General features: G+C 60.8%; 20 protein-coding genes. 5 read left to right on the top strand and 15 right to left on the bottom strand.

From position 1 onward, the window contains the following. Position 1: 1 nt before the first annotated feature. From AWB69_RS03515 to AWB69_RS03490, 6 genes are all read right to left on the bottom strand, one after another. Complete coding sequence (locus AWB69_RS03515; RefSeq protein ID WP_062082181.1) at positions 2-787, bottom strand: phytanoyl-CoA dioxygenase family protein; 786 nt, start codon at positions 785-787, stop codon at positions 2-4. After that, positions 774-1340, bottom strand: a complete 567-nt coding sequence (locus AWB69_RS03510; protein WP_062082179.1) for a GNAT family N-acetyltransferase — start codon at positions 1338-1340, stop codon at positions 774-776. Before AWB69_RS03510 ends, AWB69_RS03515 begins: the two co-directional genes overlap by 14 nt. Then, entirely contained in the window at positions 1337-2305 is a 969-nt protein-coding gene (locus AWB69_RS03505; protein WP_062082176.1) for a hypothetical protein, read from the bottom strand. The genes AWB69_RS03510 and AWB69_RS03505 overlap by 4 nt, the downstream gene beginning before the upstream one ends. Before the next feature lie 40 nt (positions 2306-2345). After that, positions 2346-3524, bottom strand: a complete 1179-nt coding sequence (gene vioA / locus AWB69_RS03500; RefSeq protein ID WP_062082174.1) for a dTDP-4-amino-4,6-dideoxy-D-glucose aminotransferase VioA — start codon at positions 3522-3524, stop codon at positions 2346-2348. Next, positions 3524-5875, bottom strand: a complete 2352-nt coding sequence (locus tag AWB69_RS03495; RefSeq protein ID WP_062082172.1) for a tetratricopeptide repeat protein — start codon at positions 5873-5875, stop codon at positions 3524-3526. Before AWB69_RS03495 ends, vioA begins: the two co-directional genes overlap by 1 nt. Positions 5876-6453: 578 nt before the next feature. Beyond that, a complete protein-coding gene (locus AWB69_RS03490) occupies positions 6454-8133 on the bottom strand; it encodes a Na+/H+ antiporter (RefSeq protein ID WP_062082170.1) in 1680 nt (559 codons plus the stop codon). A 428-nt stretch (positions 8134-8561) separates the two neighbouring features. Between AWB69_RS03490 and AWB69_RS03485 the strand changes: the two genes are divergently transcribed. Beyond that, a complete protein-coding gene (locus AWB69_RS03485; RefSeq protein WP_062082168.1) occupies positions 8562-9881 on the top strand; it encodes a sensor domain-containing phosphodiesterase in 1320 nt (439 codons plus the stop codon). A gap of 110 nt (positions 9882-9991) precedes the next feature. On the opposite strand, the gene AWB69_RS03480 is transcribed toward AWB69_RS03485, so the two are convergent. Then, positions 9992-13561: an indolepyruvate ferredoxin oxidoreductase family protein gene (locus tag AWB69_RS03480; protein WP_062082166.1), complete on the bottom strand. Its 3570-nt coding sequence runs from the start codon at positions 13559-13561 to the stop codon at positions 9992-9994. Positions 13562-13812: 251 nt separating this feature from the next. On the opposite strand from AWB69_RS03480, the gene AWB69_RS03475 reads away from it, so the two are divergent. Further along, positions 13813-14466 (top strand): glutathione S-transferase family protein, encoded by a 654-nt coding sequence (locus AWB69_RS03475; protein WP_062082163.1) that lies wholly within the window; start codon positions 13813-13815, stop codon positions 14464-14466. 19 nt (positions 14467-14485) lie between these two features. Here the strand turns inward: AWB69_RS03475 and AWB69_RS03470 are convergent, their stop codons facing one another. The 7 genes from AWB69_RS03470 to AWB69_RS03440 form a co-directional block, all read right to left on the bottom strand. Further along, a complete protein-coding gene (locus AWB69_RS03470) occupies positions 14486-14731 on the bottom strand; it encodes a hypothetical protein (RefSeq protein ID WP_062082161.1) in 246 nt (81 codons plus the stop codon). Between the two features lie 56 nt (positions 14732-14787). After that, the gene (locus tag AWB69_RS03465) at positions 14788-15018 is read right to left on the bottom strand and encodes a hypothetical protein (protein ID WP_062082158.1); all 231 of its coding nucleotides are present in this window, start codon (positions 15016-15018) and stop codon (positions 14788-14790) included. A 115-nt stretch (positions 15019-15133) separates the two neighbouring features. Beyond that, positions 15134-16045, bottom strand: a complete 912-nt coding sequence (locus AWB69_RS03460; protein WP_062082481.1) for a carbohydrate kinase family protein — start codon at positions 16043-16045, stop codon at positions 15134-15136. A gap of 12 nt (positions 16046-16057) precedes the next feature. Then, on the bottom strand, positions 16058-17338 hold the full coding sequence (locus tag AWB69_RS03455; protein ID WP_062082156.1) for an AGE family epimerase/isomerase: 1281 nt from the start codon (positions 17336-17338) through the stop codon (positions 16058-16060). Continuing rightward, on the bottom strand, positions 17335-18360 hold the full coding sequence (locus AWB69_RS03450) for a LacI family DNA-binding transcriptional regulator (RefSeq protein ID WP_062082154.1): 1026 nt from the start codon (positions 18358-18360) through the stop codon (positions 17335-17337). The genes AWB69_RS03455 and AWB69_RS03450 overlap by 4 nt, the downstream gene beginning before the upstream one ends. Before the next feature lie 241 nt (positions 18361-18601). Then, positions 18602-19378 carry a PIG-L deacetylase family protein gene (locus tag AWB69_RS03445; protein ID WP_082913247.1) on the bottom strand — a complete coding sequence of 259 codons (777 nt, stop codon included), beginning with the start codon at positions 19376-19378 and terminating at the stop codon, positions 18602-18604. Between the two features lie 356 nt (positions 19379-19734). After that, positions 19735-20751: a bile acid:sodium symporter family protein gene (locus AWB69_RS03440; protein WP_062082476.1), complete on the bottom strand. Its 1017-nt coding sequence runs from the start codon at positions 20749-20751 to the stop codon at positions 19735-19737. A gap of 507 nt (positions 20752-21258) precedes the next feature. Here AWB69_RS03440 and AWB69_RS03435 point away from each other — a divergent pair. Both AWB69_RS03435 and AWB69_RS03430 read left to right on the top strand, forming a co-directional pair. Further along, positions 21259-21654, top strand: coding sequence for a hypothetical protein (locus AWB69_RS03435; RefSeq protein ID WP_062082152.1), 396 nt, complete (start codon positions 21259-21261; stop codon positions 21652-21654). A 738-nt stretch (positions 21655-22392) separates the two neighbouring features. Beyond that, positions 22393-23475 carry a porin gene (locus AWB69_RS03430; protein WP_062082150.1) on the top strand — a complete coding sequence of 361 codons (1083 nt, stop codon included), beginning with the start codon at positions 22393-22395 and terminating at the stop codon, positions 23473-23475. Between the two features lie 133 nt (positions 23476-23608). Here AWB69_RS03430 and AWB69_RS03425 read toward each other — a convergent pair whose 3' ends face one another. Continuing rightward, positions 23609-24574 carry an NAD(P)H-dependent flavin oxidoreductase gene (locus tag AWB69_RS03425; RefSeq protein ID WP_062082148.1) on the bottom strand — a complete coding sequence of 322 codons (966 nt, stop codon included), beginning with the start codon at positions 24572-24574 and terminating at the stop codon, positions 23609-23611. A gap of 297 nt (positions 24575-24871) precedes the next feature. Here AWB69_RS03425 and AWB69_RS03420 point away from each other — a divergent pair, with 297 nt between their 5' ends. Then, a complete protein-coding gene (locus AWB69_RS03420) occupies positions 24872-25765 on the top strand; it encodes an alpha/beta fold hydrolase (RefSeq protein ID WP_062082474.1) in 894 nt (297 codons plus the stop codon). Positions 25766-25773: the final 8 nt, after the last annotated feature.

Raw genomic sequence — 25773 nt, 5'->3', positions numbered from 1 at the left:
GTCAGTCCTGCCCGCGTTGATAACTGCGCTGCTCGACCGGTACATAAAACTCCTCAAGAGATTCAGGCACCCGCGCATTGAAGCCGATTACCTGCCGCAACCATGCGTCCCGGCGCGCAAGATCGCTATACCCGACCAGCCGCGCGTAGTCGAGTTGCGGTTTGAAAAACGGGCTGGTGAACGTCAGTGTCAGCGCTCTTCTCGGCTGGCTTGTCGTGTTGCGGCCGGCAGCATGCCACATGCGCGAATCGAATAGCAGCACGGAGCCGCGTTCACCGGTCGCACGCGATGCCTGCGTGTAGAAACGTTCGTCGTCGGGAGCTTCTGGCTGGTTCTGCGAATGCGACAGGATGTGCGTCGCACCGTTTTCCAGCGTGAAATCGTCGAGCATCACGAGCGCGTTCAGCATGAACCGCCGCGAATCGGAGCCGAAGCGGATATCGCGATGCACCTTCTGCACATACGCGTGCGAGCCGCGTTCATTGATCACGCCGCCGTACGAATTCAGGATGAAGTTGCCGCCAAAAAATGCCTTGAAAAGCGGCTCCATTACGTTGAATTCAGCGAGCAACTCGACGTAGCATGCGCTATCCATCAGCAAATGGTGCAAGGTACCGGCACTGTTTTCCAGCACGCCGTTGCGACGCCGAATGTCGTCGCGCAAGCTGAGCGACGGCGCAAGTGCCTCGACGAGCGTGTCGATCAGATCGGTACGAATCACGCGCGGAAGCACGGTCCAGCCGGTGGTTGTAAGCGCGGTTTCGTGGTGTGGATCAATCGGATTCATGAACGGGGTCGAGCGCGGTGGGCGATGGAATTGGCCGGTCGGTAGCGAGCGAGGCCATCGGAATAACGTCGAGATAGCGGCCGCCTTTATAGGCCGCCTGTCGGAACAGGCCCTCGGCACGAAAGCCCACTTTCTCGTAGAGCGCTTTCGCGCGCGCATTGGACGCCAGTACCGTCAGGGAAATGCGGTGTAGATTCAGGTCGTCGAATGCATGCTGGAGCGTCAAGTACGTCGCTGCTTCACCGATTCCGCGGCCTCGCGCCGATTCCACGCCGATCTGGATCGAGAATTCGGCAGAGCGGCTGACCCAGTCGATACCCAGCAGATAGGCGACACCCACCGCTTCGCCCGTGGACTTGAGACAGATCGCGAGGCGAACATTGTGCGCACGCGAAGCCAGATAGGCATCGAACCATTTTTCATCGATCTCGTTGCCCACGTAACGAAAGCTGCCGCCCAGCAGTCCAACCAGTTCGCGGTCGGCACGCCATGCGTTGACGGCGGAAAGGTCGCGACGTTCGAGTTCGCGGAGGAATATTTCGTCGTTGATCATGCCAGTCGGTCCAAACAAGATCGCACCATCATTTCGAGTTGAGCACGCGAAAGCCGCTGATCGCAGGGCAGGAACACTGCCGATCCCGGCACATTCCTCTCGAAGTCCGGCATCGATTCAGTCGTGGCCACTTCGGGCCAGTAACTCGGTGTGTAGATGCGTTGCGCTCGCAGTTCCTCGCGCATACCGGCAGGCGCACCGAGATACGGATAACAGAGCGGCACCGCATCAGGGTTAGCGTTGAAGCTGAAGTGGTTGTAGCGTTGCAGCTTCTCGTGGAGAAACGCGAAGTTCTCAACTCGTCGTGCGCGCACATCGTCATAGTCGATGCCGGCGAGAAGGCGCCGCGTGAGCGCGGACATGCGCTTGGGTTCCTGTAGCTTCAGGCTTTCCTCGGCCGCCGCATAGTCGGTATAGCCGGACTCCGCATCTTCGGCAATGCGCTTGAGCAGGTGCGCACATCGATCCAGCGATCCGCGATCGACCGCCTCCGGTGCGCTGATAGCCTTGTTCGTGACGAGATAGCCGCCGTCTGGCACGCCAACGAATTTCCTCGGCGAGTACAGCGTAGCCAGGCATTCGCGTGGTTGCGCGAAGAACGCCTGCGCGTTGTCGATCACGACCCGTTCTCGCGGAAACCGGTCGAGTACGTCGTCGACGTTGTTATCGCAAAGGCCGAAATAGTTCACGTACAGCAGCCACTCGCCGTCCGTCGGTTCCGCGGATTTCACGCGCAAGCGTTCGTCGAGTTCATACCGTTTGATTGGAATGCCGGCCATGACGAGCGGCTCGAGCATGCTCCCGCAGATGTACCAGGGCATCCAGACCGCTGAGGGCTGGCCGGCACCCAACAGCGCCAGGAACGCCGCGCGGGACGATTGAAAGCGCAGCGTGTCACGGTGATATTCCGCTCCGGCCCGCGGCAGCTCAAGCTGGAGATACCCCCCGATGGCTTCTTCGCTCATGTGCTTGTCCACTCCTTCAACATGGCGGCCAGCTTCATTATTACGCGCTCGTGATAATGTCGACAACCCGCTCGACATCTTCGTCCGACATCCCGGGATGGATAGGAATACACAATACCTTGAGCGCTGCTTCAGATGCCACGGGCAGGTTGTCGCGGTGCGCCGAGGGCGTTCCCCGGTACATGGGAAATTCGGAAATCAGCGGATAGAAATAGCGTCGCACGATGATCTCGTGGTCACGGAATTTCTGATACAAGGCATCGCGAGAGAGCGGATAGTCGTTCTCGACGAGGATGGGAAAATAGGCGTAGCTCGCGGTTTTTTCCCCTGCGTCATTCACGCAACGAACGCCCGGCACATCGCGCAGCAACGTCCTGTACCGCGCGTCGATTTCCTTGCGGCGCGCGAGCGCCACATCGATGTGTTTCAACTGCAGCAGACCGAACGCCGCATTGATTTCGCTCATCTTGCCGTTGATACCCGGCGCGACCACGGTCACTTCGTCGACGTACCCGAAGTTCTTCAAATGATCGATGCGCTGCTTGGTCTTGGCATCCGGGCAAATAATGGCGCCGCCCTCGAAGGTGTTGAAGACTTTTGTAGCATGGAAGCTGAGCACGGCGAGATCACCATATTGCAGCACGCTGCCGTTCTCGGTCTGCACGCCGAACGCGTGGGCGGCGTCGTAGATCACCTTCAGGTTGTAGTTGTCGGCGATCTTCTGGATTGCTTCGACGTCACACGGATGCCCATAGCAATGCACCGGCATGATCGCGGTCGTCTGCGGCGTGATGGCCGCCTCTATCTTTGCGGGATCGAGATTGAGCGTATGGGGATCGATATCCACGAACACCGGCTTGATGCCGTTCCAGAGCAACGAATGAGCGGTCGCTACAAACGAGTACGGCGTCGTGATCACTTCGCCCGTGATTCGCAAGGCCTGGAGTGCGGTGACAAGCGCGAGCGTGCCGTTGGTGAACAGCGCCAGGTGCTTGACGCCAAGGTACTCGCAGAGCGCTTTTTCGAACTGCTGATGGAACGGTCCGCCGTTGGTCAGGACCTTGCTTTGCCAGATCTTTTCCAGGTACGGAATGAATTCGTCGAGCGGCGCAAGATGCGGTTGCGTGACGTACATGCGTTCGTCGACTATCGGCTCAACGATGCGAATGGGAAGGCTCAAGGTTTCCTCCGGGAGCACATGGGGTTGCCGCAACGGCATCAATGGCTGCCCAGCGCGCCGGTGGCGCACACTTCAAGCGGCGCCGCGGGCTGGCCGGCGCACCAGCGTCGCCACATGTCGCGCAGCACGAGCGAGAAACTGTCGGCGATCAATTGCGAATTCAACAACGGGGATGTCCGGAATTGCTCGCGCAGGCCTGCTCGAATCCCGGCGAGTGCCTTCAGGTCCGAGGCAATCGCGAGACCCTTGGCAAGGAAGTCGTCTTCATCAGAAGCGATGAAACCAAACAGGCCGGCATGGGACATCACCGTCGCGCCAGCGCGACTCGGTATGGTGTCGCCGGACTGCGTGAGCGTGGGCACGCCCATCCAGGTTGCGTGCATGGTGGTCGTGCCGCCGGCGTACGGAAACGTGTCGAGGCACAGGTCGACATGATGGTGCTGCTGCAAATAAACGGGCTCTTCGGAGCGAGCGCGGAAGTCGAGACGATCCTGCGCAATGCCCTCGCTTTCGAACCATTCGATCAGCCTTGAATAATCCCCGCCGGACGGCATGGAGCCAAGCAACATGCGCGAGTCGGGCATCGCGCGCAACAGCTTGGCCCACAGCGCGACGGTGGCCGCGCGAATCTTGCTTACGCGGTTGAAACTGCCAAAGGTGAAATAGCCGTTGCGCAACGCCGGCAAGCTATTGACGGGCGGCGAGGCTGGGTAGGGCGAGAACACCGAGCAAGCCGGAAGGTAGGCAAGCTTTTCGGTGAATTGATTCTCCGCTTGGCCGCGCGGCACGAGAAAACGATCGGCAAGATAGTAATCCATCGCCTGCAGGCCGGTCGTGCCGGGATAGCCGATCCAGCTTGCCTGGAGAGGAGCCGGCTTGCGAGCGAAAGTCAGCAGCCGGTTTCGGCCAGTGTGCCCGGAGAGATCGATCAACACGTCGATTCGATCCGCGCGGATTTTATCGGCGAGGGCTTCATCGCTCAGGCTCGCAATGTCGTTCCAGTCCTGCACATGCTGCTTGAGCCGGAGGGTTGTCTCATCCTGCAACGTATGGTTGTAGTACACGTGCAGCTTCAAGGCCGGGTCGTTCGCGAGATGGGGCAGCAGCGGCTCGACAAACGACGCGACGGCATGCCTGCAGAGATCACCGGATACAAACCCCACATTCAACCGGCGTTCCGGATCGCGGGAGTTGAGATGCTTTTTCCAGCGCTGGCGCAGTTGACGCTCGCATTGCTCGCCGAACTGCAAATGCTGTGCGAATAGCGCGTCCGCACTTACGCTATCGTTGTGGTTCATGCAAAACAACAGGTTCTCGTGCAGCTTGGGGTGGGCCGGAGACAAAGCAAGCGTGCGCCGCAATTCAACCTCGGCTTCAGCCAGAAGGCCCTGGCCGATGAGAGTCACGGCGAGCATGCTCCCCGCGTCCACCGACATGGGCGCCAGCTCGACCGCGCGGCGACTGCTCGCTTCGGCTTCGCCAAAGCGCATTTGCGCCTCGAGCGCCATGCTCAGCAGCCGATGCGCTTCACCATGTTGCGGGTCTTGTTCCACGATTAGCCGGCAATGGGCCTCGGACTGCGTATGCAGACCCTGGTCCCGCAATGAGTCGGCGAGAATGCGGCGCGACTCGTGGTCGGCAGGCACCAGGTCGATGGCGCGGCCCAGCGGCTCGATCGCCTCCCGCATCCTGCCAAGCCGATGCATGGCGAAACCTAAAACCCGCCAGCTCGGCGCATGCGTCGGAAAACGCTCCGCCAGCGAGCGTGCGAGCGCTGCTGCCTCGACCACCCGCCCTTGGTTGTAGAGCGTTACGGTCCGGTTGACCTCTTGCGGCGTAGGAACGGCGGCACCCAACCTGGTTTTCGCGGTAGCTCCAGCGGAAGCGGCAACCGGTTGCGGCTCGACTGGCTGCGCCGGCGCGGGCGTGCCCACAGATGGGGCGGAAGCTGCTTGCTCGGCCACCTCTCTTGCCTTGGTGGCGGCCGTTATCCCGGCGATCAGCGTATTGATGACCGGGCCTGTCAACCCGCGCTGCTGCGCCATTTCCAGCACGATCCAGGCTGCCGCGATTTCGCCGCTGTTCGTCAAGGCTTCTATATAGCTGGACCAATACTGGCCTTGATTCGGATTTGCGCCAACGGCCACTTCGAAGTAGGGAACGGCCGCGGCGTACTGCCCGCGCCCGTAGACAATCACGCCCATGTTGTAGTTGATGTCGGGGTCGCCCGGTCGCGCATCGAGGAGCATGTGGTAAAGGCTCTCCGCCTCGTCGATCCGGCCGTTCCGATGATGCTCCAGCGCCGCCGTCCGAACTTCGGCGAGTGCCTGCTCGAAATCGGGGTCGGTCGCGGAGAGGTTCGAATCGGGAAGTTCGACGGAAACGTTCATGGCGTCTTTCAATGGGATTGTCGATGAAAGGATTATCCCGGGCGGGGACGAGAAGCGAAGGTCGGAAATGAGCCTGAAAAGCGCGTCTGTTCGCCCGATCCAAGAGACACCCGCGCGTCGGCGAGCGGGGCGTGCGCAACGCCGACGAGTACGTGCCGGTGTGCCCAATTCAGCATTGGGTTCACAATCCCAAAGCATGTGAGGACCAAGCGTCTTCGACCGTTTCTGCCTTTGCGTGTGGTGCCGCACTAACCGTAGCCTTTGCGCAATGGAGTTGGCGCGGCGGTTGGAACCTGCCAAAAAACTAGAGGACCAATGCAGCTGTCTCGCACCGGAGAACACAAAAAAAACCGCTCAGAGCCGGGGAGGCTGTGAGCGGACAAGATCGGAGAGTTACAACGACATCATGCGCATTCATGGCCTGCGCATGAGGTGAAGTATGCGGCGTTGGGTATCGGCGACGAATACGAAAACTCTTAAAAGTTAAGCATTTCGTTTCGTTCGCGCGTATTGCGTTGAAACCCGAAACTCAGAGGGCCAGGCGTAGAGGATCGCGGTGATATGAGGGTAACGCTCGCTCAGGTGCTCGTCCCTTTCTTCCGATTCACGATCGCCGTCTCCGATAAATCGATTTCCCGCATCAGCTTGTTCAAGGTGACGTCGTTGATTGCCTGCCGCGTGCGCATCTTGAGCAACTCCGAGCGCTCCGCGCGCAATGCGGCCATTCTCAGCTTCATCTCCACCATCTCGCTTTGACGCGCCGCACGGCGGGGCTCGTCCTCTTCGCCGAGCCCTTCCAGGCGCCGCCGATACAAGCTCATCACGCGCGCTGCCGAATCCGTGCAACGGGCGGACGCCGCTTCGTCCATCTGCACACTGAGATTTTCCTGGGCGGTATCGACAGCGCGGATAGCGGCCTGCGCCGCATGCCGGCGCGCGATCCGTTCCTCGGCGGCGTGCGGATCGGCGCGTCGTTTCAGGCCGTTCAGCAGGATCGGCAAACCGATTACGCCGATCAGCAGCGACATCAGGATCGTCCCGGATGCAATGAAGACCGCAAGGTCGCGTCCGGGCAACTGCATGCCATTCGGCAGCACTTCGGGCAAGGACAGCACGCCTGCCAGCGTGACCGCGCCGCGCACGCCGCCGATGGTGGTCATCGCGACCGTGCGCACGCCCGGCACCGCGTTCGCCACGCCGTGTTTCGCGGCGCCGCGGCTCGCGACCCAGCGCAGCACCCAGACCCACGCGAAGCGCAGCCCGTACAACGCGACCACCACGGCGGCCACATAACCGAGCAGCAAGCCGACCTGCTGAAGACCATCGTGATGCGCTTCGATCAACGCGCGTCCGATAATGTGCGGAAACTGCAACCCGAGCAGGATGAACACCATGCCGTTGAACACGAATTCGATCATCGTCCACGTGCTGGTCATGCGGATTCGCGCTGCCGTGGGAATGCCTTCGCGCAGGCTCTGGAAGTTCATCATCATCCCGGCCGATACCGCCGCCAGAATGCCCGAGCAACCGAACCGCTCGGCGATCAGATACGCCGCGAATGGAATCAGCAGGGTGAGGACGACGCCGGCGGCGGGATCGTCGTCTTCGGACATCTTCACGACCCGCCCCGGAATGGATGTCACGAGCCAACTGATTGCCGCGCCAATCACCAGGCCGCCCGCCGCGATCAACACGAAACTGATTGCCGCCGCGCGCAGCGAGAACACGCCCGTCAGCGCCGCCGCGATGGCAAATTTCAGCGCGACCAGGCCGGACGCGTCGTTCATCAGCGCCTCGCCTTCCAGGATGTGCATCAGGTTCGCCGGAATGCGGCCCTTGCCTGCGATGCCGCTCAGCGCAACGGCGTCCGTCGGCGATAACACCGCGGCCAGCGCGAATGCGACCGGCAGCGGCATCGCGGGGATCATGAAATGCAGGAACCAGCCGAGTGCGCCCACGGTCATGAATACGAGGCCCAGCGCAAGCAGAAGGATCGCGCGGCGCTGCATGAAAAATTCGCGTTTCGGGATGCGCCAGCCGTCGGCGAACAAAAGCGGCGGGATGAAGAGCATCATGAATAGTTCGGGATCGAACGTGACGTGCAGTCCGAATCCCGGCCACGCGAGACACGCGCCTATCGCGATCTGGACCAGCGGCAGCGGCAGCGTGAAGGGCAACGCGTTGGGCAAGAGGCTGGTGACGAACCCGGACAGGGCGACCGCCAGCATCAGGATCAAGACAGTGAAAACGATTTCCATAGATTGACAATCCGGCCGGAGCGCGGCGGGTCTCTTGCGGCGCTCCCTTCTAACAAAGAAGGGCCAAAGTTTAGCGTGGACGTGCTTCAAGGGTCGCCGAAGGATGTTTTGAAGAATCGGAACCGCGCTGGAGATAGCATCGCGATTTGCACCGCTTTGGTGCGTTCGCACGTCGTGCCGTGAGCCCGGCGTCTCGTGGCGGTGCACGTGCGAGCGGGCGGTCTCGAAACACTTGGGCTTGGGTGAGCACGGAGCTTGCTTTATCGAAGGGGACGGGACGGATAGATTCCGCTTGCAGACAAACGAGGGCAGGGTATGAAATCAGGATTGAGGGTGCCGGTTGTGCGATGTCGAATGCAAAATGACCGCGACCATGACCGGCAGCAGGGACAAGGATCCAGTGCGGGTATCCGGACGGGGAAGGCAAGATGGCAATAGCAAATCCTGACAAGGTGAAGCCGGTCTCGCCGCGGACATTTGAACTGAGCGTGACGTCGGGGTTCGACCGGTATTCGGTCGAGCACGGCGCCTGGACGCTGTCGAGCGTGTTTCAGCCGGTGTTCAGCCTGTCGCATATGCGAGCGGTCGGTTACGAAGGCTTGCTGCGTGCGCACGACGCGCTCGACCGAGTGGTGTCGCCGCTCGATGTATTCGGCCAGGCCGCGCGCGTGGGCGAGGCGATGCAGGTCGACCGGTTGTCCCAGGCGCTGCATCTCGAGAATTTCAATGTGCTCGGCACGGAGAACGAGTGGTTGTTTCTCAACGTGCATCCGGCCGCGTTGACCGAGCCGTATCACATGGCTGCGTTGCTGGCGAATCTCAAGCGCTTGCAGATCGAGCCGCGCCGCGTGGTGCTGGAGGTGCTTGAGCAACGCGCTGACGATATCGAAACACTCGCGGACGCCGTGCTGAATTTTCGCGAGCACGGCTTCCTGATCGCGCTCGACGATTTCGGTGCGGGGCATTCCAATATCGAACGGATCTGGCAACTCGATCCGGATATCGTCAAGCTGGATCGTGTGATGTTGTCGCATGCCGCGCACTCGGCGCATTCCGTGCATGGGACGAGTCACTTGAAGCAGCGACGCAACATGGAAGCGATCCTGTGCGGCGTGGTGTCGCTGCTGCACGAGGCGGGCAAGCTGGTGTTGATCGAAGGCGTGGAGACCGAACACGAGGCGCAGTTGGCGCTCTCGAGCGGTGCCGACTTCGTGCAGGGCTTTTTCTTCGGCCGGCCCAACCCCGGTCTTGCCGATGCCGCGCAGGCGCACACGTTGATGAGCGAATTGACTGAGCGTTTCCGGTTGCAGACGGAGGCCAAGGAACGTCGCGTGGCGACGCGGCTGCAGCCCTATGTGCGTGCGTTCGAGCGTGCGGCAGAACGGCTGGCGGCCGGAGAGCCGTTGGAGGAAGTGTGCTGGAATTTCCTGGCGCTGGATAACGCGGCGCGGTGTTTTCTCCTCGATGCCAACGGGCGGCAGGCCGGGCGCAATGTCGTGCTAAGGGCCGATCGCGCGGCGCATGAAGCGCGTTTGCTGCCGCTTATCGATGCACAAGGGGCGAACTGGTTGCGGCGGCCGTATTTTCGGGCGGCATTGGGCGACCCGAATCGCGTGCATGTGACGAAGCCGTATTTATCGATTAATGAAGCGCTGCCGTGCGTCACACTGTCGGTCGAGACGCGCATAGGCGGACAACAATGCGTGCTGTGCGGGGATATCGACTGGATTGCAGAGGAGGAAGAGTAGTCAGTTTCGACTTCCATGGCATCACGAAAAAGCCCGCTTGCGGGCTTTTTCGTTCTTGCGGGTCATGTAAGGCCGACGGATTGGCTATCGAACCGCTTCGGGTATGGTCGTCACTTCGCCACCACCACCGGAATACCCCTCAACGCCCCGGCACCTTTCACCTCATCAAGCGATACCTTCACATATCGCCCCGTCTCCACCTCGATCCCTAACTTCACTCCGAGATCCCGTTCGCGCCGCTTCACCACCGACAGATTCGCGAGCTTCACATGTCCATAACCGCGAATGCGTTCGTGCAGCAGCGCAAGCGCTTCGACATCTTTCGCGTTATCGGGCGTCAGCACGTCGAGCGCGCGTCGAATGGTGATTTCATAGTCTCCGGGAAGCTCGCGTTCCATCTTTCGCTCGAGCGACTTGCCGAACGGATCGATGACCGTGCCACGCAGTCCGCGAACCTTCGACATCATCCCAAGCACTGGCCACAGCCATTGCCCGAGCGTCATTTTGCGCGGCTGAGCACCGTTCTTCGCCTTCGATAAAACCGGCGGCGCCATATTGAATTTCACCGCGAAATCCTGACCCGCCGTGCCTTCGAACTGCGCTTCCAGTGCAGCGCGGAATGCCGGATCGGTGTGAAGCCGCGCGACTTCGTATTCGTCCTTCACCGCCAGCAGCCGATAAAACGTCGAAGCCACCGCTCGCGTCACCGCTTCGTTGCGATGCGCCGCGGCAGCCGAAACCAGCTCCCGATATCGCGTCACATAACTCGAACCGCCATAAGCCAGCAACCGTGCTTCACGATCCGCGATCAATGCGTCCAACGGCATGGCAGCCATCTCGACTCGCGGCGTAAAGGCAGCTTTGCGCAGCGCTTCCAGCGCATCCAGATCAGCCGCAGCCAGCCGGCCGATAGCAAACGCCAGTTTGTTCATCGGCACAGCCACGTTGTTCAACTCGATCGCGCGCATCAACGCTGCGTGCGACACGGGCACAAGTCCGAGTTGCCACGTATAACCCAGCATCAGGATATTCGCGCCGATAGTATCGCCAAGAAAACGTGTCGCCAAAGCCTGCGCGTCGCACGTGTTCATGCGCTCCACACCCGCCGCGTGCTGCATCTTTTCAAGCAGCGATCCGGCGTGCAGATTCGCGTCGGGGTTCTGCACGAAGGTTGCGTTCGGAATCGCGTGCGTGTTCACGACAATCCGCGTGCGTCCATGCCGCACTGTTTGCAGCGCGTCAGCGCTCGCACCCACGACCATGTCGCAGGCGAGCAGCACGTCGGCTTGCTGGGTATCAATGCGCACCTGGTTCAGCAACGCATCGGTGGAAGCGAATCGTACGAACGACAGCACCGCGCCGCCTTTCTGCGCAAAGCCCATGAAGTCGAGTACCGACGCGCTCTTGCCCTCCAGGTGCGCCGCCATGCTGATGAGCGCGCCAACCGTCACCACGCCCGTGCCGCCCACGCCGGTAATCAGAATGTCGTACGGCGCGTTATCGAGTTCGAGCCTGGGTTCCGGTAATGCATCGACGCGTGCCGCGAGCGCTTCGGGATCGAATACATTGCCCGCGGCTTTCTTCAGCTTCGCGCCTTCGAGCGTGACGAAGCTCGGGCAGAAACCGTTCACGCACGAGTAGTCCTTGTTGCACGATGACTGGTCGATTCGGCGCTTGCGTCCGAGTTCGGTTTCCACCGGTTCCACCGATAAACAATTGCTTTGCACGCCACAATCGCCGCAGCCTTCGCATACGGCTTCGTTGATGAACAAGCGCTTGTCGGGGTCGGGAAATTCGCCCTTCTTCCTGCGACGCCGTTTTTCCGCCGCGCAGGTTTGATCGTAGATAAGTACGGTAACGCCCTTGATCTCACGCAGTCGCCGCTGGACATCGTCGAGTTCGCGCCGATGATGGTATGTCGTACCCTTCGGAAACTGCTCGTGATGGCCGTCGTATTTCTCGGGTTCATCGCTGACTACTACCAGCGTTGCAATCCCCTCCGCTTCCACTTGCCGCGCGATCTGCGGCACGGAAATGCTGCCGTCGACGGGCTGGCCACCGGTCATCGCGACCGCGTCGTTGTACAGGATCTTGTACGTGATGTTCGCCTTCGCCGCGACCGCCTGGCGAATAGCAAGGATTCCTGAATGGAAGTAGGTGCCATCGCCCAGGTTCTGGAACACGTGCGGCGTTTTCGTGAACATGGAATGCGACGCCCAATCCACGCCTTCCCCGCCCATCTGGATCAAGCCCGTTGTATCGCGCTCCATCCACGACGCCATGAAGTGGCAGCCGATCCCAGCCTGCGCGATCGACCCTTCAGGCACTTTCGTCGACGTATTGTGCGGACAACCGGAGCAAAAATACGGCGTGCGTTTGACGGCATCGGCGGCGTTCGACAGGATTTGCGGCGCGACGAGATCTACGACTTTGTCGCGACGATCCAGCGCGGGTTTATGCCGCGCGAGCCAGTCAGCGAACACAGGCAACACACGCGATGGACGCAGTTCGCCTAGCGCGCTCAACAGCATTGCCCCGTCCTGAGCGTTCTTGCCGATCACGACCGGACGCGCGCCTTGTGTCCGGTTATACAAATGGTCCTTGATCTGCTGCTCGATCACCGGGCCTTTTTCTTCGATCACCAGGACTTCGGAGAGACCTTCCACGAAGGTATCGAGACGCGTGGTTTCCAGCGGAAACGACAGACCCACCTTATAGATGCGTACGCCCGCTGCATCGAGGTCATCGACGGTCAGGTCCAGACGGCGCAACGTCTCCATCAGGTCGAGATGCGCCTTCCCGCACGTGACAATGCCGACGTTCGCGTGCCTGCTCGGAGCAATCCATTTATCGATGGAATGGGTTTTGGAGAAGTGGCGCACGGCGTCGAGCTTCGCTGCCAGACGCGCTTCAATCGTCAAGCTTGGCAAGTCGGGCCAGCGATTATGCAGACCCCCTTCGGGCGCGACGAAACCCTCCGGCGCCGGCCACTGGGTCTGGAACGCGTCGAGGTCGACGGTCGACCCGGACTCCACCGTCTCCGATATCGCCTTGTACCCCACCCACGCACCCGAAAAACGCGACAACGCCCAGCCGTAAAGACCGAACTCGAGCATATCGGCGATGTTCGATGGGTTCACGACGGGCATGTGCCAGGCGATCATCGCCTGATCGGACTGATGCGGCATGGACGACGACACGCAGCCGTGATCGTCGCCCGCCACGACCAGCACGCCGCCGTGCGGCGAGGAACCGTACGCGTTGCCGTGCTTGAGCGCATCGCCGGCCCGATCGACACCCGGTCCCTTGCCGTACCACATCGCAAAGACGCCCTCCACGGTCCGCTCAGGGTCAGATTCCACCCGCTGCGTGCCGAGCACGGCCGTGCCGCCTAGTTCCTCATTGATCGCGGGCAGAAAACGCACGTCATGCGACGCAAGGAGTTTGTTCGCTTTCCACAATTGCTGATCGACCATACCCAGCGGCGATCCGCGATAGCCGCTTACAAATCCTGCGGTATTCAGCCCGGCGGCGCGGTCCAGCTGGCGTTGCATCAGGACCAGCCGCACCAATGCCTGCGTGCCGGTGAGGAAGATCCGGCCGTGCGCGGCGTTGAGGTTATCGGTGAGTTGGTAGTTCGCTAGCGGAGGGTTGTCGGTAAAAGGCACACGCGCGTTCATGTAAAGGGGCTCCGGCTTCTTATCGTGCGAATTGAGGGATATCGCCATTCTTCCCCGACATAACCGGAAGGTTTTTGCGTTCTTGGCGATCGAACGCTCGTACCGGAAACAAAATCGATCTTTATTGAGATGCAGGAGCGGAAATCACCTGCCGAATGGCTAACGTGTGGTTAACCCGCGCCTCGAAACCTTCGGGAGCGGGTAATCTGGATGCTCCCTGACCATGCCGCGCCACGAGAAGGAATTTGCTCATGAAGCTCTACTACTGGCCGAAGACGCGTGCATTTCGTGCGCTTTGGATGCTCGAGGAATTGCGCGTGCCGTACGAGTTCGCGTACGTGAACATTCGGGCTGGCGAGCAAAACGCCCCGGCGTTTTGCTCGGTGAACCCAATGTCGAAGTTGCCTGCGCTGGATGATGACGGCGTGTGTGTCGCGGAATCGGGCGCGGTGTTGCTCTATCTCGCCGATAAATACCCGCAAGCGGGGCTGGGCGTTCCCACTGGCGACCCGTTGCGAGGCCGTTTCCTGCAATGGATGTTTTTCACGGGCGCTTGTCTTGAACCGGCAATGGCTGAACGGATGACGGGCGCACCGGGCAACAGCGTAAGTTTCGGCTGGGGCGATCTCGGCCGCGTGGAGAAGGCGATCGAATCGGCGCTGGCTCACGATCCCTGGATGCTGGGCGAACGCTTTACCGCCGCCGATATCCTCGTCTCGAGCACGCTGCAGATAGCCTATATGGCGAAGCTGATCGAACCGGGAGGCGTGCTGTCGGATTACGTCGCGCGCGCCACGTCGCGGGAGGCACACGAACGCGCGGCATCGATCGATAAACAGGAAGCGCAAAAGGTGCCGTCAGCCGCCTCGCAGCAGCAGACGGGCACGGCAAGTCTGAAGCCCTGAGGCTGTACCGGCTCAGGGCTCAAGGGAAGGTCTTGGGCTTGGGAATGCCGGCACCGGCTTCAATGTCCGAGACGGCTTGCACATGCGCGGCGTTGATCGCGTCGGTGGGAGTCGACAAGCCGTTATCGCCGCCAACGGTTTTCCACGCCTGCACGGCTTTATCGAGGTGGCGGATTTCGTATTCGGCGTCCCAGCGTGTTCCCTGTAATTCGATGGGCCGCACGTGGATAGAGTAGACGCCGTAGAGGAAGAGTTGTTCAGGCATGGTGGTTCTCCCGTTCAAGCGACAACGGCGGCGAGCAATCTGCGCGCCGCCGTTTTTTACAACTCGAGTTCGCCGAGGATCCGGTGCGCGAGCGCGCGGGCTTCTTCCAGCGCTTCTTCTTCAGACAGCGAGGTGGCCGTGACGTCGTACTGTTTCGGCTCGGAATCCTCGCCGTCTTCGCCGTCGTCCCGCACCAGCGTGACAGCGCCTCGAAACTGGCCGCCGTCTACGGCGTGTGCACCGATGGTCGCGGTGTAGATGCCTTTCGTGTAGATCGTGTCTTCCATGATGCACCTCCGGCAAAGGTTGAAACGATGCTAGCACGCGCATTTATCGCGCGTATGACCGTCTCTCATTGCCGGGCGGCTGCCATGGATAAGACCTGGACGTCAGACCTGGACGTCAGGCCAACAAATCCTCGACTTCTTCCAGCGAAGGCGAATGCGCCCCCGACATCCGGCACGCCGCCGCCCCTGCCGCGAGTGCAAAACGCAGATGGTCTGGCCAGCCGCCCGCGCGTGCCATCAAGCTGTAGAGCAAGCCGCCAATGGATGCATCGCCGGCGCCGACCGTATCGGCGACATCGACTTTGGGCGGACGTGCCTGCCAGCTTTCTTCGCCGACATGCAGCGTAGCTTCGGCCGATCCTCGTGTGACAAGCACCGTCGCCTGAGGGTTCATTGCACGGATTTCGGCAATGGCGTCGGCTTCATTCGGGATGGAGGGGAAGAGCTTTTGCAGGTCTTCGTCAGAGACCTTGATCAGATCGGCAAGCGCCGCCATCTTGCGCAAGGTCGGCTCGTAGCCATGTTCCATCAGGTTTCGATAGTTCGGGTCGAAGCTGATCTTTACGCCGTGCTCGCGCAGTTGCGCGGCGAGGCGTGCAAGCGTGTCGCCAAGCGGTTGGCGAACGAGGCTGATACAGCCGAAGTGCGCCCATTTCACCGCGTCCATCCATCCGGACGGCAGGAGGGCGGGGTCGAACGCGAGATCCGCGCCGTTTTCACCCATGAAGTAATAGGTCGGCGGCTGCGTCTTATGGACGATCGCGAGCAGCGGCGGCCGCTCGACGCGCTCCATGAAGCGCATGTCGAGGCCGGCCGCGACGCTCGCGTTCCAGAGGTCATCGGAGAAATTGTCCGTGCCGAGCGAACCGGCACATGCCGTCGGCAAACCGAGACGCGCGACCGCGCGCGCGACGTTCCAACCCGCGCCGCCCGGGCGCGACAGCCAGTCGGACGGGCCGGTGCGAATCAGGTCGGTCAGGATGTCGCCGGCGGAGACGAATTGGGGGAAGGTTGAATTGGAGGTCATCGTGCTCACCGTTTAGCTTGTCTCTTTCGCTGTCTCTTTCGTTGCGTCGCGGTTTTGCCAGGCCATGTCGGCCGGGTTTATCGCGTTCAGCACTTCGTAGCACGCGCCCATGGTGTGGTAATCGGTCTTGCCGGCGGGGCTCTTTTCGTCGCCGTACTTGCGGTTGTCGCAGGTCAGGATGCGGAACCACGCACCGTATTCGTGATCGACGAAATGCGCCCAGCTATACCGCCAGAGCTCGTCGTAGCAATCCCAGAATCGCTCCAGGCCGGTGCGCTTGCCGAGCAGCGCAGCGGTGGCGAAGGTCTCGGCCTGCACCCAGAAGTATTTGTCGTGATCGCAGATCGAGTTGTCGGGGCCGAAGCCGTAATACAGGCCGCCGTGCTGCTCGTCCCATGCCCGGTTGAAGCCGGCGTCGAATAGTTCGATCGCGCGCGGCGCGAGCCACGGCAACGCCCGATGCCGCTCCAGGATCAGCAGCAGCTTCGCCCACTCGGTCTGATGCCCGGGCTGGAAACCCCATGGGCGGAAGATATTGGAACTGTCGGATTCGTTGTAGTGCCAGTCGACCGACCAGTCGGCGTGGAAGTGCTCCCAGACGAGGCCGTGGCTCAACCGCGCCTGGCGCAACGTGATGTTGCCGGCGATTTTTTCCGCGCGATCCAGATACAGCACATGGCCGGTCGCCTCGTATGCAGCCAGCAGCGCTTCGGTTGCGTGCATGTTGGCGTTCTGCCCGCGATACGGCGACAACTGCCAGTCGGGCGTGGCTTCATCGGCGTACAGACCGGCGCCCGCGTCCCAGAAATGCTTGTCCATCAACTGGAAGGTTTCATCGATCAACGGTTTGGCTTCGTCAATACCCGCCATTGCCGCGTGCGCGCATGCCAGCAAAACGAACGCGTGGCCATAGCAATGCCGCGTGCCGTCGAGCGTGCGTTTCGCGCCGTCACGCCATTCGATTTCCCAGTCGTAGCCTTCATTTACCGCATCCCAATGCGCGTTGCGCAGGAACGCAAACGCGTGCCGGGCGTTGTCCTGGTGCTGCTGTCCGCCGAAGTGACGGAAGGCCATCGCGTGATTGAAGACGAAGCGCGTGGTGCTGACAAGGTGACGCGTGGTGCGGTCGTAGACCGTGCCGTCGTCCTTGAAAAAGTGAAAAAAACCGCCCGAGTCGTCGCGGGCGGTTCGTGCGTAGAACGCAAGTGTGTGACGAACGTGATCGAGGAGGAAATCGCGGCTGCGAAAGTCCGGTTCTGCCGGACTCGCCACGTTCAGAGCGGTTGAGTTCATACCGATGTCTGTGTCCGTGTTATGGCCGAGCTCGCGCGAGGGATCAGGTGCACGGGCACGAGCGTGTCGGTGGTGTTCGCGTCATCGTGGCTCTGTGCGGTTTCCAGCAGCAATTCCACCCCGCGCCGCCCCAGCGCCTCCTTGTCGACCGTGACCGTGGTGAGCGGCGGCGTGCTTTGGGCGGCGGCGGGAATGTCGTCGAAACCGACAAACGCGATGTCTTCCGGAACCCGCAAACCGTGCGCAAGACAGACGCGCATGGCAGCGAGGGCCGCTGCATCGTTATAGGCGAAAACGGCGTCGGGCAGCGGTGCAGATTGCGTACGCGCTTGAGCGATCAGGCGTTCCATGGCGTCGGCGGCGGCCAAGTCGGCGTCAATAGCCGGCTGCGTAGTGACCTCGAGCGTCGGATTGAAGAGCAAGCCCGCTTCGAAGTACGCCAGCCGGTAACCCATTGCGCGCTGCGAGATGCTGTAGTGCGCCAAGGATCCGCCAATGAACGCAATCCGCTTGCGCCCGAGTGCGAACAGATGTTGCATGGCGAGCGCGGCGCCGCGGGCGTTGTCGACGTTGACGGAGCGGAAACCCGGTGCGCGCAAATCGATCAACACGACTGGCCGGTTCATGGAGCGCAGATGAGCAAGCAGCTCCGGCTCTATAAATCCCGCGACCGCTACGGCGTCCGGTGCGTGAAGGCGCATCTGCTGGGCGAGATCGTGCGTTGGGCCGGCGGTCAGTACCGACGGCACCAGCCGCCGCTCGCGACACGCTTCTTCGAAGCCATGCAGCACGTGCGAAAAGAATGGGCTGACCGCGAAATTATTGTGCTGGCGATGCAGCAGGAACGTGACGCGCCGGATTCGGGTGCGAAGCTGGGCAGCGTCATAGCCAAGTTGCCGCGCTGCTTCCACCACGCGTTCGCGCGTAGTTTCCGACAGGCCCGGCTGGTTCTTCAGCGCTCGCGATACTGTGCCGATCGACACACTGGCTGCGCGCGCGACATCGCGAATGGTTGTGGCCATCGGGTTTCTCGTCTCCGCATTGCCTGGTTTGACTGTTTATAGGCACCGAAGCGTTTTTCGCATGGGGTGTGTTTACTAACGAGCTCAGATTCGCATGACTTAGCGAGTGTATAGTAAAACACGCAAAAAACTCCCCCGAGAATTCCTAGAGAAAACCCGTAAGCGGTTTATCGATAAGGCTTTCAGTTGTCTTTATTGTTTAGTCAACGCACCGCAATAATTCAACTAAACATGCCTGAAGTCATATCAGCACGACCTCGTAGGGCCGGGTGAGACGTTCGAGCACATGGTCGGGCAGGATGGGTGCTCGACCTGTCGAGCGGTCGGCTTCGATCTGGCTGCGAAATGCCTGGATCGCGTGAATCTTGCGGGCAAGCGTGGCCGCATCCAGCACAATGCGGCGGGCGCGACTCCAGGGTACGCGTGAATCCTCGGGTGTCGCCCAGTGCCAGGTCCACACGGGGACTTCCACACAGGGCAGGTCAAGTGCACCCGCAACGGCGGTCACAGCCCGGCCGACCGATTCGTGGTCGGGATGGCCGTCGAAACGCCAGGTTCCGAACACGATGTCGCCAGGTTCAAGGTGCGTTTTCAACGCTTCCGTCAGTTGCGACTCGAACGTCTCCCCGCCGCCATCTGGAAGGTGCAGCCGAACCAGCGCAACGTGCTTCATGCGCAGGCGCTGTAGCGCGTCCCGTGTTTCTTGCGGACGGGTGGCGGCGAGTCGCGCCGCCGGCCATTCCGGCGAATCAGGATGGCTCGCGGTGCCGTCGGTCACCGCGATGATCAGCACCTTGCGACCGAGATCGGACAATTGCGCCAGCAGGCCGCCCGTGCCGAGAATTTCGTCATCCGGATGCGGCGCGACTATCACGGCGCGGGCGCCGGGCGCAACGAGGATCGCCGGATCGACTTCGGGCAAGCTCGAGAGCAATCCGGAGCTCTGCCACACGGCTTCCGACGTCCCGTTTCCCTTGGTAGCCCGGTTGTCTGCCCAGTGAGTGACTACAGGTTCCATGTGCCGCCATCCCAATTGATTAGTCGTTCAGCGAGTGCGGCTTCATCCCGTTTGGTGTAACTGAAATCCGGCAGCTCATGAACGCAAGTGTGGCAAGGCACGTGCCCGATCACCAGTCCGCCGAACGGCATAGAGGCTATGAAGAAACGAAACGCATTTGCCGGCTCAGCAGGTCAAGTCATAGGCCTTTTGGCTGAATCGACAGAGCGCCTGAACAAGCTCCAAATAGCAAAAAAGCCGCACGGGGCGGCTTCATGCTTGGGGTATGGTCAGGAGAATCAGTCATGCAAGGTGTTTTCACACAACTACCCGTGGCCGTACGGCGGCGCTTATTAACGGACTTACCAGCGGACTTACTAGCGGACCTGCGGGCGGGCGCCTTCTGGCTGTGGCGCTTGCTCGCCGGAAGTGTTGCGGGCGCCCCAGCGCTGCGCGAGCACCGCGCATGTCATCAACTGGATCTGGTGAAAGAGCATCAACGGCAACACGACCGCCCCCACTGCATGCGAGGCAAAAATCACCTTCGCCATGGGAATTCCCGAGGCGAGGCTTTTCTTCGATCCACAAAAAATGATCGTGATCTGATCCGCCCGGTTGAAGCCCAGCCGCTTACTGGCAAACGCCGTTACCCCCAGCGCGAGTGCAAGAAGCACCACGTTCACTACGACAAGGCCGCCAAGCGTTTGCAGGGAAATGGTGTGCCAGATGCCTTCGTTCACCGCTTCGCTGAACGCGACGTAGACGACCAGCAGGATCGAGCCTTGATCGACGAAACGCAGGACGCTGCGGTTCTTGTCGAGCCATTTGCTGATCACCGGCCGCAGCAGTTGCCCGGCAATGAACGGCACGAGCAATTGCAGCACGATGTTGCCGACCGTGTGCCACGCGGAGCCAGCATGCCCGCTGCCGTCCGTTACAACCAGGCCGACCAGCGCAGGCGTGATGAAGATGCCAAGCAGGCTCGACGCCGAGGCGGCGCAAACCGCAGCCGGCACATTGCCCTTGGCAATGGAGGTGAACGCAATAGACGACTGCACGGTGGAGGGCAGCGTGCACAGGAACAGGATGCCCATGTACAGCGCAGGTGTGACGAGCGGCGTGAGGATGGGTTTCAACGCCAGGCCGAGCAGCGGAAACACCGCGAAGGTGCTCAGCAATACGACGATGTGCAGACGCCAGTGTGTCATGCCTGACACGATCGCTTCGCGGGAGAGCTTTGCGCCGTGCAGGAAAAACAGCAGCCCGACGGCAATGTTGGTCAGCCAGTTGAAGCCGACCGCCGCTGCGCCACGGCAGGGCAGCAGGCTGGCAAGGATCACCGTGCCTACGAGTGCGAGGGTGAAGTTATCGGGGAGAAACTTGGGGCGGGTCATCGGCTTCACAGGTTCATGAAAATGCATGATGACTTCCGGCGATCCCATTCTGGGCCTTCACAAAGGCGAACGAAAACGCGCGAAAGCCGTCGCGACCGCTATTTTGAGCGCAGAGGGATTCAAGATGCAAATTCATTTAAGTGATTTATTGATGTGTAAAACGCATGAGTAGGGGATTTCAGGCGCTTGGGAGGAGCGCCTGCGGACCACGGGTCAGCAACCGGAATCAAGCTGATTTGATCAGACGGAAGCCCTGCACGACATCTCGAAAAGGGTCCAAAAAGTGTGAAGTAACATGGTGTTACAACCCTCGGGAAGACCTAACACTTTTTGCCTCGACTCCAGTCGCGCGGCGCAATAAATTGAATGACAGACCGGTCGGCAGGGTTGCGTTGTGAAACGGTGACGCAGACCTGATGCTCCGACAATTGACCGGTCGGCGATGTTGACAGGTATCAGCTTCCTTCCAACGCGCTCGAACAGAGTCGGACATTTCGCAGTATCGACATGTTGCTCACCCGATTTCGACCTACCGCTCGCCTGATCTTCGCCGCCGCTGCCGGTCTGGTTGCGGCGTCGGCGATGTGTGCGTCGCTGGCGTTGGCCGGCGAGAATAACCGCGGCCAGTGGCCGGCGGCAAACCGGCACGCAATGCGCGTGGTCGACGTTGATCGTGGTGCTCAGCCGTTCCGGTATCAACGAGTGGCTGCAGGCTCTGGCCTGACGCCCGTCAGCGCGGAGGTGCACGCCGGACCGCGTGCCGAGCAGGCCGCGCAGTTGCGCACCGGCGGATCGATCCGCGCCGACATCGCCCGCTATAACGAAGAGCGAAGCAGCACGCGTCCGTCGGGTCGTCAGGCCGACGATCCTCGCTCGCCAGCGAACTCCCCTTACCGCAACTAAAAACGCAAGCGGCCGGACGCATAGGATCCGTCGCGTCTTCGCGCCCGATCGCGTGGTCACACGCGTGCATCAAGAGATCGCATTTATATAGATACCGAAACGCGCCGCCTGCCGATCGTCAGGGAGTCGCGCTCGTCGCATCTGGCTTAGTTGTTGGCCAATAATGCCGCGCTTCCGGCGTATCCGTCGCGCAATGCCCGGTCGCCAGTTTCAAACCCAATCCCAAAGCGCAATCTCGAAACAAGGGCTGACTCGCAGCAACTTGCTTGCGAGTACAAAACAAAAAACAATTCCTCCGTCTATGGCAAGCGTCGCAATGACGTAATCCCACCACAGTTTCATTGCCCGACCCCCCACTCCCATTCCTCTCAAAATTAGCGCATTAACAATGCGTCCCGCTGGCGTTTCTCATCCCATTTTTATTGTTGCCGGAATCCAGATTGCCCGGCTGCACCGTGGCATATAGCATCGCCGGCTATCGACCTACAGGCGGGGCATCCCTTCAAACGCGTTTTTCATATCGCGTTACATCGGCCGGTAAAAGTTTGCCGCGCGCAATGTATTCAAATCGCTATAGACAGCATAAGGAAAGTTATTTTTGTCCGGAAAAATGATCCGTAAAGATGGTCCCGCCCTAAGCCATCTGCATGCATAGCGGACATTTATAAGAACAGTCCCATTAAGCGAGGCAAGGTCCCTCGCTGAATCCCGTTTAACGTTAATACGACAGGAGTGTCCATGAAGCCACCCGTGAACCGCGCGCTTAAGGCCGCGGCCAAGGCTACCGTTACTGCCGGCATGTTCGGCTTGCTTGCTGCCAGTTCCGTCTACGCGCAATCGAGCGTCCAGTTATACGGACAGGTTGACGAATGGGTGGGAGCCACGAAATTCCCGGGCAGCAGCACCGCTTGGAATGTGGGTGGCGGCGGTATGTCGACGTCGTACTGGGGCATGAAAGGCAGTGAAGATCTCGGTGGCGGCTATAAGGCGATCTTCACGTTGGAAAGCTTCTTTCGGGCCCAGAACGGTAACTACGGCCGCTTCCAGGGCGATACGTTTTTCGCGCGCAACTCGTATGTCGGTATTGAGTCTCCATACGGTACGGTCACCGCTGGCCGGTTGACCACCCAGCTGTTTGTATCGACCATTCTGTTTAACCCGTTCATCGATTCGTACACGTTCTCGCCGATGGTGTATCACGTGTTCCTCGGCCAGAGCACGTTCCCGACATACACGACGGACCAGGGTGTGGTCGGCGATTCAGGTTGGGACAATTCCGTTCAATACACCACGCCTGATTTCAGCGGTTTGTCGGGTAGCGCGATGTACAGCTTCGGTAACCAGGCCGGGCAAAACGGCGCGAAGAAATACAGTGCGCAATTCCTCTATTTCCACGGCCCGTTTGCAGCAACCGGCGTGTATCAGTATGTGAATTTCAGCGCAACGCCGGGTGACCTGACGTCGTTTGTAGCCGGCTACAAAAGCCAGAGCGTAGGCCAGCTGGGCGCGTCCTACGACATGAAGTTCGTCAAGTTCTTCGCTCAGTACATGTACACGCACAACGACATCGATCCGGGTTCGTTCCATGTGAACACGGGCCAGGGCGGCGTGACCATACCCGTCGGCGTGGGTTCGGTGATGGCGTCGTATGCGTATTCGCGCAGCAACGGCGGCCTCGACCAGACCCACAAGAGCTGGGCGCTCGGCTACGACTATCCGATATCGAAGCGCACCGACGTTTATGCCGCGTACCTGAACGACAAGTACACGAGCATGTCGAGCGGGGACACATACGGCGTCGGCATTCGCACCAAGTTCTGAGCGAGGACAGCGAGCGTCATGCGCTGGCGTCCGGCAATGCAAAACGCCGCCCTGAAGCCAAGGGCGGCGTTTTTGTCGTTGAGCGCGGAAGCGATCCAAAGGGGGGCGCGAACCAGCCGCTCACCCGCTTGAGTTATCGCGCAATACCCAGGCGCGCTTTTGCATCGTCGTATTCGTGCTTGAGCCGCGACACGAGTTCCGCCACCGTCGGCACGTCGTCCATCAGGCCGACGCCTTGTCCCGCGCCCCAGATTTCCTTCCACGCTTTGGCTTTGACCGCCGAGTCGCCGAAATTCATCGCCGCTTTGTCCGATTCCGGCAGCGCGTCCGGATCGAGTCCGGCATTGAGAATGCTCTGACGAATATAGTTGCCGTGCACGCCGGTGAAGAGGTTCGTATAGATGATGTCGGCAGCCTTCGATCCCACGATCGCAGTCTTGTACTCCTCCAGTGCATGCGCTTCGCGCGTGGCAATAAAACGTGTGCCGATATACGCGAAATCCGCGCCCATGGCTTGCGCGGCGAGAATGGAGCCGCCATTGGCAATGGCTCCGGACAATGCGATCGGACCATCGAAAATACGCCGCACTTCTCCCACCAGCGCGAACGGCGACGTCATGCCCGCGTGTCCGCCGGCGCCGGCCGCGACGAGGATCAGGCCATCGACGCCCGCTTCCAGCGCCTTCTCCGCGTGCCGCAAATTGATCACGTCGTGGAGCACGATGCCGCCGTAGCTGTGCACGGCGTCGATCATTTCCTTGACCGGCGCGCGCAGGCTTGTGATGAAGATGGGCACGCGATGCTCCACGCACACGCGCACATCAGCCTCAAGCCGCGCGTTCGAGTGATGCACGATCTGGTTCACGGCAACCGGACCGACCGGCGCGCCCGGATTCGCTGCCTTGTGCGCCTCGATTCCCTCGCCAATCTGCGTGAGCCATTCATCGAGCAACTCGGCCGGCCGCGCGTTCAGCGCAGGAAACGAGCCGACAATTCCCGCCTTGCATTGCGCGAGCACGAGCTCGGGATAGCTGACGATGAACATGGGTGAAGCAATGACAGGCAGCGCGAGGTGTTGCAGAGAGGCGGGGAGTGCCATGACACGAGTCTCCTGATTGAATGTGAAAGCCCGCGATACGCGTGCGTCCATCGGATGTGGGGTCACATACCTGCACGGTAACTGCGCACGCCGATTGCCGCCGGACTTGGGCGTTGCTCAAGCGCGCGCACTGAATGCATGCGAACGACCGTTCTATTATAGGTGAATCTTTTGATTCGCGATTACCAGGGACATTGGAAGAAGTCTTCAGCTTCTACGAAAGCGCCTGCCAGCAAGCAGTTTAGTATCGACGTGGGCGCCTACAATGTTTTTCCCGTCACGCTGAATATTCAAGCCATGCCGTTCGGAGACTACGAGCCGTTCACCTTCGATGCCGCGGGCGTCGAACTCTTCGGCATGAAGGGCGGCAACGGGCCGCCGCTTCTGCTGCTTCACGGCCACCCGCAGACACATCAGATCTGGCATCGGCTGGCTGGCGTCCTGGCGCAGCATTTCACCGTCATCGCCACGGATTTGCGCGGTTACGGCGCATCGGCGAAACCGGTCAGCGACGCGCGGCACACACCCTATTCCAAACGCGCGATGGCCGCCGATCAGGTCGCGGTCATGCGGCACTTCGGCTTCGAGCGCTTCATGGTCTGTGCTCACGATCGCGGTGCGCGGGTGGCGCACCGGATGGCGCTGGATTTCCCGCAGGCTGTCGACCGCCTGATGCTGCTCGACATAGCGCCGACGCTCGCCATGTACGACGCCACCGATCGCGCCTTCGCCACTGCCTATTTTCACTGGTTCTTCCTGATCCAGCCCGAGCCCTTGCCGGAATTGCTGATCGGCGCGCATCCCGATGCCTATGTCGAGCGCGTGATGGGCAGTCGCCACGCGGGTCTTGCACCCTTTGCGCCGCATGCGTTGCAGGCATACCGCGACGCGCTGCGCCAGCCCGGCGCGGTGCATGCGATGTGCGAGGATTACCGGGCGTCGGCGACGATCGATCTCGACCACGATCGCGCGGATATCGAGTGCGGCAACAGACTCGCGTGTCCGCTGCGAGTGTTGTGGGGGAAGGAAGGTGTGATCGAACAATGCTTCGAGCCGCTGGCCGAATGGCGTCGTGTCGCACGCGACGTCAGTGGCCGCGCGTTGCCTTCTGGCCACTATATTCCGGAAGAAGTACCCGACGAATTGCTCGCGGAGATCCTCGCTTTTTTCGAGGCAAGCGAGGAGGCATAAGGGTGCGG

The organism is Caballeronia udeis (assembly GCF_001544555.2).
Taxonomy (GTDB): domain Bacteria; phylum Pseudomonadota; class Gammaproteobacteria; order Burkholderiales; family Burkholderiaceae; genus Caballeronia; species Caballeronia udeis.
The sequence above is the reverse complement of the archived record's forward strand: the minus strand, read 5'-3'. Positions and strand labels throughout refer to the sequence as shown.